At 46.9% G+C, this 13,417-nt stretch carries 10 protein-coding genes; 3 read left to right on the plus strand and 7 right to left on the minus strand.

Going from position 1 to position 13,417, the window contains the following annotated elements; genetic code table 11:
* Positions 1-14: 14 nt before the first annotated feature.
* The gene (locus SIB68_RS08620; RefSeq protein ID WP_063399903.1) at positions 15-767 is read right to left on the minus strand and encodes a DUF502 domain-containing protein; all 753 of its coding nucleotides are present in this window, start codon (positions 765-767) and stop codon (positions 15-17) included.
* A gap of 69 nt (positions 768-836) precedes the next feature.
* Positions 837-1,451: an HpsJ family protein gene (locus SIB68_RS08625; RefSeq protein WP_063400033.1), complete on the minus strand. Its 615-nt coding sequence runs from the start codon at positions 1,449-1,451 to the stop codon at positions 837-839.
* Between the two features lie 86 nt (positions 1,452-1,537).
* On the opposite strand from SIB68_RS08625, the gene queG reads away from it, so the two are divergent.
* The 3 genes from queG (at position 1,538) to SIB68_RS08640 (ending at position 5,982) form a co-directional block, all read left to right on the plus strand.
* Positions 1,538-2,512, plus strand: coding sequence for a tRNA epoxyqueuosine(34) reductase QueG (gene queG / locus SIB68_RS08630; protein ID WP_063399905.1), 975 nt, complete (start codon positions 1,538-1,540; stop codon positions 2,510-2,512).
* 9 nt (positions 2,513-2,521) lie between these two features.
* Positions 2,522-3,415 carry a tetratricopeptide repeat protein gene (locus SIB68_RS08635; RefSeq protein WP_063399907.1) on the plus strand — a complete coding sequence of 298 codons (894 nt, stop codon included), beginning with the start codon at positions 2,522-2,524 and terminating at the stop codon, positions 3,413-3,415.
* Between the two features lie 77 nt (positions 3,416-3,492).
* The gene (locus SIB68_RS08640; RefSeq protein ID WP_063399909.1) at positions 3,493-5,982 is read left to right on the plus strand and encodes a DNA topoisomerase (ATP-hydrolyzing) subunit A; all 2,490 of its coding nucleotides are present in this window, start codon (positions 3,493-3,495) and stop codon (positions 5,980-5,982) included.
* Between the two features lie 35 nt (positions 5,983-6,017).
* Here the strand turns inward: SIB68_RS08640 and purF are convergent, their stop codons facing one another.
* The 5 genes from purF to thrC form a co-directional block, all read right to left on the minus strand.
* Positions 6,018-7,475 carry an amidophosphoribosyltransferase gene (gene purF / locus SIB68_RS08645; protein WP_063399911.1) on the minus strand — a complete coding sequence of 486 codons (1,458 nt, stop codon included), beginning with the start codon at positions 7,473-7,475 and terminating at the stop codon, positions 6,018-6,020.
* 59 nt (positions 7,476-7,534) lie between these two features.
* Positions 7,535-9,919 (minus strand): phosphoribosylformylglycinamidine synthase subunit PurL, encoded by a 2,385-nt coding sequence (gene purL, locus SIB68_RS08650; protein WP_063400034.1) that lies wholly within the window; start codon positions 9,917-9,919, stop codon positions 7,535-7,537.
* Positions 9,920-9,976: 57 nt separating this feature from the next.
* Complete coding sequence (locus tag SIB68_RS08655) at positions 9,977-10,753, minus strand: hypothetical protein (protein WP_063399913.1); 777 nt, start codon at positions 10,751-10,753, stop codon at positions 9,977-9,979.
* 3 nt (positions 10,754-10,756) lie between these two features.
* A complete protein-coding gene (gene dnaN, locus SIB68_RS08660) occupies positions 10,757-11,923 on the minus strand; it encodes a DNA polymerase III subunit beta (protein ID WP_063399915.1) in 1,167 nt (388 codons plus the stop codon).
* Positions 11,924-12,332: 409 nt separating this feature from the next.
* Positions 12,333-13,391, minus strand: a complete 1,059-nt coding sequence (gene thrC / locus SIB68_RS08665; protein ID WP_063399917.1) for a threonine synthase — start codon at positions 13,389-13,391, stop codon at positions 12,333-12,335.
* Positions 13,392-13,417 lie beyond the last annotated feature (26 nt).

A 13,417-nucleotide genomic window follows, 5' to 3' on the forward strand; every position in this document is an offset into this window, starting at 1 on the left:
GGGAGGAGACGAACTCAAACCTGGGTCGTAGTCGTAGAAGGCGGGGCAGTATTAGAACGCAATTGAGTCATCAAACTTGAGAAACTGCGATTCATAGGAGGCTCTTGTTCATCAGGGTTCACAATTCCTGCTGAAATAATCGTGCGGAAAGCATCCTCCACGGTAATATTTAAATTGCGAACCGAAGACTCCGGCACCAAGGTATACCAACCTGTGGTGGGATTGGGGGCCGTGGGAATAAATACACTAAGCAAGGGCTGATCAAGCTCAGCTTGTAGTGAAGGACCTACCAAACCGGTCACAAAACCAACACTAAACAAGCCCTCACGGGGATATTCGACCAACACCACTCGACGAAAACGCTTCGAATTATCTCTTAGGAAAGTTTCCAAAAGCTGCTTAAGGGTCTTATAAACCGAACCAGCAAGAGGTATCCGAGAAAGAGTTCCCTCACCAAACTCAAGCAGCCAACGTCCAACAATATTGCGAGCCATCAAGCCAATCAAAAGGATGCCAAGCAACGGCACCGTAAGGCCCAGGCTCAAATTAATCAGATCCTGAAGAAGTGGATTAAGGGTGATGAACGGATTGACCTGTTTGGGGATCGACGTAAGAAATGCCAGTACAAATTTGCTGACAGTGGTAGCCAACCAGATCGTTGTCGCCAAAGGTATGACTACCAACAACCCTGCAATGAGATCGTTCTTGAGATCCTGCTGAAGCCTTGAGGTCAGCGGCAGATCTGTTCTGGGATTGGACTGCACCAAGGAAAGTCTGAGGCCAAAAGCGGACTTGATTAAACCAACCTAACCAGCTGTCTGACTTCTGCCGAGTTTTTAAAGCACGGCTGTGAGCGCCAGCAACACAAAAGCCACTGCAAGCACAACAGCACTAAGGGTGCCACCAAAACGACGCTGATTCACTGCAAGATTGCGCTGCCGCTCCATTTGCTGGATCTGCTGATCCATCTGAGTTAATTGACCAGCGACGAAATCATTGGCTGCCTTTTGCTGATCTTCATCAGTTGCAGTAGCAGGCAACTGACCAGCTTGTGCAAGCTGATCACCAAGGACCTTGAGAGCTTCAGGGTTCTGAGCCTGTCTACGGGCTTCCTCAAGCTGATCTCGCCTTTGCTTCAAAGTTTGATTTGCCTGTCCAGCGAGGGTCTGATTACCAGAAATCGCCATTGGAATCACTGCGATCATGGCAATAGCAAAAAGACTAGAAAAAACACAAATCAGCCAGCGAATCGGCAGTTTTGCTTTGCCTGGATGATCCAGCCTGGAACTGATCAACATCAGCAACAGACCTATAAATCCCATCGGAGAAAGCGTAACCAAACGCTGAACCATCACTTGCTGAAACTCCGCCGAAGCCCAATCGCTTGCTCCAAGCAAGACAACCATCTGCAAAAGCAGCAAAATCACGAGAGTGAGTCCGAGCCAGCGCATCAACGGAGTTAAACGACCGGCTGAACTTGATCCCAACTCAGAAGCAGGCAAGGCACGATGCCAAAAGGTAATCAAGTGTACGGTTGATGGTTGTGAAAATCTGCGCCACGCAAGATCAACTCAGCCATGAGCTCAAAGAGCAAGCAAACAAACAAGGTTTTGATCCTGTAGGAATTGCCAGGTTCCCTGGTAGTGACCGACTACAACTTCGCTCCGCTGCTCTACAGCGCTGGCTAAAAGCCGGTCATCAGGCCGACATGGCATGGATGGCCTCATCGCAAAGGCAACAGGCGGACCAACTACTCGAAGGGATGACAAGCCTGCTGGCGGTAGGTCTGAACTACTTCGTAAATGTAGAAAGAGCTCCAGGCAAATTATTAGTTGCTCGCTATGCCTGGGGACGGGACTATCACCGAGTGATCAAGCAAAGGCTCCGAAGAGTAGGTCGCTGGCTTGAACAACAGCGACCTAACTGCCGCTGGAAAATCTGCGTAGATACCGCTCCATTACTCGACAAAGCCTGGGCAGAAGAGGCCGGTCTCGGTTGGATCGGCAAGCACAGCAACCTGATCAATACCCAGCGAGGTTCATGGATGGTGCTGGGTCATCTTCTTTGCACCGAACCACTCACCCCAGACCAACCCGCCAAGTCCCTGTGCGGCAAATGCCAATCCTGTCTGGAGATGTGTCCCACCGAAGCCATCACCGAACCCTTTGTGATCGATTCACGTCGATGCCTGGCCTACCACACAATCGAAAACCGCAACCCTGACTTACCAGAAAACATTGTGAGGTCCTTGGGGGATTGGGTCGCCGGATGTGACATCTGTCAAGACATCTGCCCATGGAATCAACAATCTCTTCCCCATAGCAATGATCCTGATGTACAGCCTCGAGATTGGTTACTCAAGCTGACGCGCAATCAGGCCCTCTCATGGAGCGATACAACTTGGAGTGAACAGTTACGCGGATCTGCTCTGAAAAGAATCAAACCATGGATGTGGCGTCGAAATGCAGCCTCAACGCAAACCAACAAACCTCCTACGCTGCAAAAGAACTAAATCCATGGAATGAAACTGAACCAGCTGCGATATAAACCGCTTAACGGCTGGCTCAGAGGAGCTGTTCTAGGGCTCATCACCACAATTGTGGCAACACCTCCTACTCATGCCCTCATTCCCTACATCTACGAGCCAAGTCCTCTTGAATTAAAAGGAGCCAGCCTCGGCATTGGACGCACAGCCGCCCAATTGCTGCAACTGGGTCAACCAAAAGAGGCCGCGCTCTTGGCAGCACTTGCTGTCCGACTGCAACCAGAAGATGAGCGTCTCTGGTCAATTTTTGCAGAAGCCCAACTACGCAGCGATCAACTTGATGCTGCAAGCCATTCTTTAGCGCGAGCAAAGCAACTCAACCCCAAGAAAGCAGGCCTTTGGTTCGCTGAAGCTTCCCTTGCCCTGAGAGATAACCGGCCTGCAGACGCCGTGAGCCTCCTCATCCAAGGTCTCGAACTCGACCCAGACAATGCTGGTGCTTACTTTGATTTAGGCAACGCAAGAGTGATGCAAGCCAATCTTCAGATCGCTCTCGAGGCTTTTGAAAAGGCATCCGGCTTGCAGCCAACATTCTGGGAAGCCGTTAACAACCAAGGACTCGTGTTGTTTGAAATGGGCAAAATCAAAGCTGCCATCAAACGCTGGCGGCGTGTACTACAAATCAAACGCAATGCTGAACCAATGCTTGCCCTTGCGGCTGCTTTAAATCAAATCAACCCTGGCAGCACAGAAGCACTCGCACTTGCCAACCAAGCCCTTGCAGAAAATCCAAATTACGTCTTACCAAGACACCAGAAAGAGCAGCTCTGGGGAGATCGCCTTCGCCAAGCCACTAGTCATTTACTGACAAACCCAAATCTACGATCAGCTGTGGAACGAGCTGAAGCCAACGCTGATACAAACCAATAGGCACTGATCAACAATGCGGGTATCCGCTAAGTAGATCTGTAGGCTGAGCGCTTTAAGCCCTCTAATCCCAAATCTGGATGGCCGAGGAGCGCCTTCAACCAATCGCATTGCATCAAGAGATGCAACGCTCCTATCTCGAATACGCGATGAGCGTAATCGTAGGAAGAGCATTGCCCGATGCCCGGGATGGCCTCAAGCCAGTTCAGCGGCGCATCCTATTTGCAATGCACGAGCTAGGCCTGACGCCAGATCGTCCCTATAGAAAATGCGCCCGTGTTGTTGGAGATGTCCTAGGGAAATATCACCCTCATGGCGATCAAGCCGTTTACGACGCACTCGTTCGACTCGTTCAGAACTTTTCAAGCCGTTTCCCAGTATTGGATGGACACGGCAACTTCGGCTCCGTTGATGACGATCCGCCTGCGGCCATGCGTTACACAGAAACGCGTCTGGCTTCAATCGCCCATATGGCGTTGTTGGATGAAATCGGCGAGGAAACAGTTGATTTTACTGCGAATTTTGATGGCTCCCAACAGGAACCCTCAGTACTGCCAGCCCAACTTCCCTTCCTACTACTAAATGGTTGTTCGGGAATCGCCGTGGGTATGGCGACCAGCATTCCACCACACAACCTTGGCGAAGTGGTCGATGGATTGATTGCCCTGATACGCAAGCCCGATCTCAGTGACGACAAATTACTTGGTCTAATTCCTGGCCCAGACTTTCCAACTGGTGGAGAGATCCTGCTGGGCACTGGCATCCGTGAGACTTACCTCAAAGGACGCGGCAGCATCCCAATGCGTGGCGTGGCCCATGTCGAAGAAATACAACCTGGAAAGGGTCGGCACCGCCGAAGTGCTGTTGTAGTCACTGAATTGCCCTATCAACTCAGCAAAGCTGGCTGGATCGAAAAACTGGCAGATCTTGTTAACAATGGAAAAATCGGTGGCATTGCCGATATTCGCGACGAAAGCGACCGAGAAGGAATGAGGATAGTGGTGGAACTGCGCCGAGATGCCAACCCAGAGAATGTTCTCGGCGATCTGCATCGACGCACCTCCCTACAAAGCAATTTCGGTGCAATTCTTCTGGCTCTTGTTAACGGCCAACCCCAACAACTTTCACTGAGGAAATTGCTACAAACCTTTCTCGAGTACCGAGAACTCACAGTTATCCGAAGAACCAACCATGCCCTAGGAAAAACAAAAACTCGCCTGGAAGTGGTGGAAGGATTGATCACAGCATTGAACGCACTACAAGCTGTCATTGCAATGATCCAAGAAGCTGCCGATGCTGCTGCTGCAAGAGCCCGTCTGATGGTGCAATTAGATCTAAATGAAAAGCAAGCCGACGCTGTTCTGGCAATGCCACTAAGACGACTTACAAGTCTGGAACAAAGCAGTTTGAGGCAAGAAGCCAAAGAACTACAAGGAAAACAAGAACAACTTCAATTCCTTCTCGAAAATCGAGAAAGCATGCTGGAAGTACTCATTCAAGAACTTCGACAGCTCAAAAAACGCTTTAACAACCCCCGCCGAACTCGCCTTGTAGAGGGTGGCGATGATCTGGTCGCTGAGCGAGCGGCAAACCAAAGACCGAATGCTGAAGTTCAACGACAACAAGCACTATCCGCGCTGCCAAGTGATGGACGAATACTCATTCAACAAGACAGCCAGGTCAAGGTAATGAGCCCACAAATCCTCGGTCGACTTCACCTCAACGAAGCCTGCAAACTCGGCGATGGACCCTCGCCAGCCAGATTGATCTTGCCAATTGAACCAGCCCCACGTCTACTTGCGGTGACAAACAATGGTCGAGTAGCTCTAGTCCGCTGGGAATTTGCAGGGCAACAACCCGGATCGCTGGAACGCTTCCTACCAGGAGGATTAGAAAAAGAAACATTGATCAACATTTTCCCCTTGCCCGTAGATCAAAACCTAAGCCTAGGTCTACTGAGCAGCGATGGACGCTTCAAACGATTACCCATAGAAGAAGTGATGGAACTTTCCGGAAGAGCAGCAACCATTGTTAAATTAAAAGATGGTGTTGTATTAAAATCAGCATTCATTTGCAAAGCAAATGACGATGTCATTTTAGCAAGTAACATGGGAAGAGTAATCAGAATTAATGTTAACAACGACAGCATGCCATTGATGGGAAAATTAGCTCAGGGGCCTATGACAATGCGACTATTACCAGAAGAAATGGTCGTTGGAGCAATTTCTTGTCCACCAAACTGTGAAAGCACTGTATTACTTGCCACACGCCTAGGTAAATTCGCCAAACTATTAGTCTCTTCGATAAGAGTCTGCCAGAGAGGAGATTTAGGCGAAATTGGGTTAACAATAAAAGATTCAAGCCGAGATCAAGATCGAGTAGTTGACATCTCTAATGGCAATAGGTTGGTCGGCCTAGTCAGTAGCCAAGGTCGCCATGGCCGTATCGAAGCTGGAAAGCTGGAACTGACCATACCAATCAAACCAAGTCTAAATATCGTCGAATTAAAAGACAACGAAGAAATTCAAAACCTCGTGCCACTAATCACGACTAATAATATTATAGATTAAACCTTTAACACCTAAGGCCTTGACAATTACCCTTATTAAGACAATTGTGTGCGTTCTATCCAATCGAGATATTCAGGAGTAACTGTCCCTGTAATATACTCTCCGGTAAAACAAGAAAGCTCAAGTTCAGAAACACCCGAACCTTCAACAATTGCTGCTTCTAGATCAGCGACCTCTTGATAGACCATGTGATCAGTTGAAAGTTCGGAAGAGATTTCAGGAATAGTGCGATTATAAGCAATCAGCTCATGCCGATTTGGCATATTTATGCCATAAACATGTGAATGTCGCACTGGTGGTGCTGCAGAAGTAAACGTGACTTTATTCGCACCAGCAACTCGAGCCATTTGTACTATCTCCTTCGAAGTCGTACCACGTACAATTGAATCATCCACAATTAAAACATTCTTACCTTTAAATTCTGTTCCCATAGCATTTAACTTTTGTCTAACAGATTTCTTACGTTGAGCTTGTCCAGGCATGATAAATGTACGGCCTACATAACGATTTTTAAAAAAGCCCTCACGATATTCAATCCCGAGCTGTCTAGCCACTTGCATAGCAGCAGGCCGTGAAGAGTCAGGAATTGGCATCACAACATCTATATCTCCAGATGGCGTGTACTTTGCAATAGTTTCTGCAAGTCGATCCCCCATCCTTAATCGAGCCTCGTAAACCGAGATTCCACTCATCACTGAATCAGGACGAGCAAGATAAACATACTCAAATGAACATGGCACAAGACGCGGATTCTTCGCACACTGACGTGAATAAAGCTCGCCATTTTGAGTAATGAAAATCGCCTCACCAGGATCAACATCCCTAACAATCTCATAATCACCATTCTCTAATACCAATGACTCACTAGCCACAATCCACTCATCAGCACCTTCTAAAGACTTACGTTTACCAAGTACCAATGGCCTAATCCCAAACGGATCACGAAAGGCAAGAAGACCGTGCCCTGCAATCAAAGCAATAGATGTATAAGAACCTTCTACTCGTTGATGCACAGACGTAACAGCATCAAATACCTGATCTGGAGTAAGATCACTACCATAAATTTTCAATTGCAATTCAGTAGCTAGAACATTAAGCAACATCTCCGTATCACTCTTTGAATTTGTGTGGCGACGATCAATATTGAACAAGTCGCGATCAAGCTCTCGAGTATTGGTAAGGTTACCGTTATGAATAAGAATGATTCCGTAAGGAGCATTCACATAAAATGGTTGTGCTTCTTCTTCCCGCTCAGCTGCACCCTTTGTTGCATATCTGACATGACCAAGACCAATATTACCGATTAAGGAACGCATATCACGTGTGCGATAGGCCTCCCGCACTTGCCCCCTTGCCTTATGCAAGTGAAAAACACTGCCATCCATGGTGGCTATGCCAGTAGAGTCCTGACCCCGGTGCTGTAGAAGCAGCAAGCTGTCATAAATCTGCTGATTGACCAGCGCAGTAGAAACAATGCCAACAATGCCGCACATGTGAAGCTCAACTCCTCAAATGCATAAGCCAAGGAAGACATTTTGCACCAAAGCTCAACTCAGACGCTTGAAGAGAAATCCAAGCCCATACGACGAGGTATTGCCTGCTCAAAGCACTCCCTCAGCTGATTCAAAGGAAGCTGAACCAAGCGATTGCCAGCCTGAGTGATCAACAACTCCTCATCAGCCGTAACAACACCAAGGTACTGATCAAACACTGCGCCAGGGGATCTGGTCTTTGCCTGATTTAAAACCTTTTGCCAGGCAACAGCCTGCGTGGATGGAACACTCACCAAGATGCGTGAACCACCTTCAGCAAATAACAAGCGATCCAATCGAGCATCGCTGGATGGTAACTCAAGATGTGCACCCAAATTTGCAGCGATACAACACTCAGCAACTGCAACTGCAAGACCTCCATCACTTAAATCATGAGCAGAGCGAACAAATCCCTCAGTAATAGAATTGCGTAGGAAAGATTGAACTAAACACTCAAGTTTCAGATCAATCTCCGGAGGCCTACCAGTAACTAAACCATGAATACATTCAAGATAACTACTACCCGCAAGGCTAACGCGAGGATCAACCGCAACTGTTGTATCGATAGGCACGCCTAAAAGCCAAATCAAATCACCAGGCTCAAGCCAAGCCTGACCACACACATTTGCAAGATTATGAACTAAACCAACCATTCCAACAACTGGTGTTGGGTGAATAGGTTGTATTTTTCCATCAGCTAAGCGAGTCTCATTATATAGAGAAACATTACCTCCAGTTACTGGTGTTGAAAAAGTCTTGCAAGCCTTAGAAAGACCACGACAAGCTAAAGCCAATTGCCAATACCCAGTAGGCGTTTCCGGAGAAGGAAAATTGAGATTATCTGTGACAGCCAAAGGCTCCGCACCAACACAACTAAGATTTCTGGCCGCTTCTGCTACAGCGGCCATAGCACCACGTTCTGGATCAAGAAAAACCCATCGATTAGGACAATCAACAACTGCCGCAACTCCCCGGTTTACCTCATCTACAGAGCCTTTACCTTGCTGTGGACGTAATCTCACAACAGCAGCATCAGAAACTCCTGGGGCTGAAACTGTATTGGCTTGAACCTGATGGTCATATTGACGATAAACCCAACGTTTTGAAGCAATCGTAGGGTCATCAAGTAACTTTAGAAGAATTTCATCCCATGAAAGATTACTACAAAAATGAGATTGTGAATTTAAATTGATCCCTTTTAAACCAACAACTGGTAATAGATTCTCCTGCCAGTCCCATTTGGCCTGAATCTCTAACGGAGGATCACTCACTAATTCATGTCGATCAATTGGAGTGTCATCAGCTAATGCATTAGCAGGCACCTCAGCAACAACTTCACCTTTTTGCAAAACACGAACCACCTTCTCTTCAAGAACGCAACCAACAATTGCTGCTTGCAACCCCCAACGGATAAATCTCTCCATCAAAGATTGCTCTTGTCCAGGCTTCACCACAAAAAGCATTCTCTCTTGAGATTCCGAAAGTAAAAACTCATATGGAGTCATCCCAAGCTCACGAGCAGGAACTCGATCAAGATCGAGTTCAATACCAAGACCACCCTTAGCAGCCATCTCCGAACAGCTACAAGTAAGACCAGCCGCACCCATGTCCTGAGCAGCAACAACATCGCCACTCTTAAAAGCTTCAAGACAAGCTTCGATTAAACCTTTTTCCAAAAATGGATCACCAACCTGAACCGCAGGACGATCATCCAGAGAAGCTTTTGTGAGCTCTGCACTAGCAAAACTGGCACCACCCATACCATCACGACCAGTTGTACTACCGACATAAATCACCGGATAACCAACACCATGAGCCCCAGAACAAACAATCTCGTCTGTTTCCATCAGCCCAAGAGCCATTGCATTAACTAACGGGTTACCGGAATAACTGGAATCAAACGCCACCTCACCACCAACGGTAGGAACTCCCACGCAATTGCCGTAATGAGCAATACCTTCAACGACCCCCTCCATAAGACCAACATTACGTTCATCTTCAAGAGGTCCAAAACGTAAAGCATTAAGGAGCGCAATAGGCCTTGCACCCATAGTAAAAATATCTCTCAAGATTCCGCCAACACCTGTAGCAGCTCCTTGAAAAGGTTCCAATGCAGAAGGATGATTGTGGCTTTCGATTTTGAAAGCCAAGCTCTGACCATCTCCTAAATCCACTACACCAGCATTTTCTCCAGGACCAACCAAAATCCGATGACCACTTGTAGGAAAGCTGCTGAGCAAAGGCCTTGAATTGCGATAACAACAGTGTTCAGACCACATCACACCAAACATTCCCAGCTCAACTCGGTTAGGTGCACGTTGGAGACGACGACAAATTTCGTCATAATCATGTGGTTTAAGACCTTCATGACGTAAAGCCGCAGCCACGTCATAGTCAACTCTCAAATCGGGGCCCTGACACACGAGATCTAACTCATCTCTTCCCAGTTTTGCTTATAAAGCTCAAACCCAAGGATCATTCTGACCATCGCCTCTACCGTCCGGACGGCGGCGGCGACGTAATTCTTCAGTTGATTGGGAAAAATTGTCAGTCTGTTGATCATCCCAACCTTCTAAGGGATCCATTTCAGCCATATCAGAAGACTTCCAAGAACGCTCAACTGGTTCATCCCAGGGAGGATCCTCCAACCAGCCTTCCAAACGATCACTGGCCCGGTCACCCATCTTGTGAAGTTGATCACGCCAATGACGGGAACGCTTGATTAAACCCTGACGAACACTGGAATGAACCAAGGGAAGATCATCTAAACCACGCAAAGCAGTAGCAACCATTCCTGGTTGCTGATCAACAATGCGATCAGTTGTTAATCGCCATCGACTACTGCCTGGAAGCCGAGGATCACTGCGAGAGACCAAATAATGAAGGATTTTCCCTGTTGTGGGATTAAAAACAAAATCAGCAACCAAACCGAGGCGGTGCCCATCGCGATCCAACAAATCAGCATCTAACAAAGTCGGAAGACGCTCAAGCGTGATCTGATCAGAAACAGCCGGTTGCCCTTTAACAAAAACTTCTTGCTCATTAATCGCACGGGACTGATCCAAACGCCAAACATCCCTCGACACTCGAAGTGCTGATGGACGACTAACCCAACCAAGTAAACGATGAACAGGAGGATGCATCCAAGGCATTACACCAGGGCCGTGATCTAACCCCTGATCACAACGTACACGATGATGCAACAAATCACTCAATAAAATCTGATCAGGAAGATTCAAAGTTCAAGAACGAATTTGTACTGGCATCACCAAATATGTAAAACCAATATCATCATCCTTTGGCGAAATAATTGCAGGTGTAGTTGGAGCATTACAGCGCAGTACAATACGGTCACTATCCATCACCTTCAAACCATCTAGTACATAACGAACATTAAAAGCAATCTGAACAGCATCCCCAGTAAATTCAGCCGATAGCGATTCAGAACCACTGCCTACATCCTGAGCATCAGCACTAATTTGTAGAAGCTCAGAAGTATTGTCACCACTAACCTTTACAACATTGTTATGTTGATCAGCTAATACAGCTATTCGTTCTAAAGCTGCAATAAAAGCACGCCGATCAACATCGAAACTCCGAGCAAAACCATCAGGAATTAACTGACGATAATTAGGATAGGTACCGTCTAATGTTCGACTAGTTACGACTTGATCAGCAGCTAAAAACACCACCTGACCTTTATCACAAAACAAACTCACTTGATCATCACCACGCCATCCAGGGATCAAACGCTCTACTTCCCGCAGAGAGCGAGAAGGAAGCGTTACGGAAAAATTCTCACCTTCATCATCCATCTCAGATGAGACCGTAGTCTCAACAGCTAAGGCATCTGCCAAGCTTAAAACGGCAAGGCGGTGACCATCAGTTGCCGCTGCTTCCATCGCTTTACCATCAAAATGCAGATGAACTCCTGTTAGTAACTGTTTGGCTTCATCTGCACTGCTAGCAAAAAGAGTTCCTCGAAGAGCTTTCAAAAGAGCCGTCGCATTAACCTTGACAGCCTTACCACTTTCAACAAGAGGTAATTCAGGAAAATCATCAGCAGACATCCCACGCATCTGATAACTCCCGCTTGAACTTTTGAGTTCAACCTGTTCACCAGCCTCATCAGTGGCCAAAGTGATAGGTGAATCACTTGAAAGCCTTGAAACAATTTCCCCTAATAGACGCGCAGGCAAAGTAATCGCACCACTCGATTCCACCGAGGCAGTCAATGCCGTTTGAATACCAAGGCTCAGATCAAAACCCGTGAGGCTGAGACGATCAGTGCCAGCATCAGCAGTGAGAAGGACGTTGGCTAGCACTGGATGAGTGGGTCGTGAAGCCACGGCTCTGCTAACGAGCTGCAGTGCTGTATTGAGTTCAGCCTGTGAACAAACGAGTTTCATTGAATCAATGTCACGACTAGAACAAGAACGCTGAAGAGGTCTCCCAGAATTTCACAAGCCAGCAAGAAGTGCAATGGCAGATCATTCTCATTCATAACCTCCCGTCTTTATTAATTTAATTATTAAAAGAAATTAAAAGAACCGTAGTAGTAGGGCTTGAGGAAATCGTGGAAAATTGTACAAATCCTTTATGGCGACTGGGGTCTAATGGCTATAGACTTGTGGAAAGGATAGTTGGACATGTGGAGAGATGTCGTTCTTTCCACATTTTAATCAATTGGGGAAAAGGATGAGTTTTTTAAATGGTTGGGTTTTGCGGCCTTTTCCCCAGTTTCAATAATAATTTGAGCATGATTTCCACAGTCAGATTATAGATAGTCCATTCGAGATGCTAATGGTTGTTTGATCCTTAAAAACCCATGACACGAGCTACAGTGGTTAGATCTGGATTTAGATCTGCATGAAATGTTGCATCGTTGTTATTGATGGCACAATCTGGATCTTTTAAACCGTTGCCAGTAAGGACACATACAACAGTTGCCCCTGAAGGGACTTCAGAAGCACGTTTTAATAATCCTGCTACAGAAGCAGCACTTGCAGGTTCACAGAAAATGCCTTCCTCGCGACCAAGCAATTTGTAAGCTTCTATTATTTTTTCATCTGAAACATCAAGAAAGGCTCCATTGCTGCTTGATTTTGCGGCAATGGCTTTTTCTTTGTTGACTGGATTCCCTATTCTAATTGCCGTTGCAATTGTATTTGGATTGTTTACGGTTTTATTGAAAACTAATGGAGCAGAGCCACTTGCTTGGAATCCCATCATTTGTGGTAGAAGTTGACATTTTCCGGCTTGTTTGTACTCTTGAAAACCCATCCAATACGCAGTGATATTGCCTGCATTACCCATTGGGATGCAAAGCCATTCCGGCGCTTCTCCGAGAGCATCAACAATTTCAAAGGCTGCAGTTTTTTGACCTTGAAGCCTGTATGGGTTGACGGAATTCACTAGTGTTACTGGGTATTTCAAGGCCATTTCTTGAACGATGTCGAGAGCACGATCAAAATTGCCTCGAATTGCCAGCACCTCGGCGCCATAAACTAAAGCTTGAGCTAACTTTCCTTGCGCTACATAACCGTCTGGAATTAATACAAAAGCACGCATGCCAGCGCGTCTTGCATATGCAGCAGCAGCAGCAGATGTGTTGCCTGTACTGGCACATATGACTCCTTCACAATTAGCTTCTTTGGCCTTGCTGATCGCCATCGTCATGCCTCGGTCCTTAAAGGACCCTGTGGGGTTGAGGCCGTCGTATTTCACGTACACCTTGACTCCCCTGCCAATCTGTTCAGCTATGGAGGTGACAGGGATCAATGGCGTCGCCCCTTCTTTGAGCGTCACGACAGGTGTGGTATCGCTTACCGGTAACCAGGATCTATACGCTTCTATTAGGCCAGGCCAATCCTGCATCACAGGGGTTGTGGAGATAGCTTGAG

Origin of the sequence: Prochlorococcus sp. MIT 1323 (genome assembly GCF_047304905.1) — a bacterium.
Classification (GTDB): Bacteria; Cyanobacteriota; Cyanobacteriia; order PCC-6307; family Cyanobiaceae; genus Prochlorococcus; species Prochlorococcus marinus_D.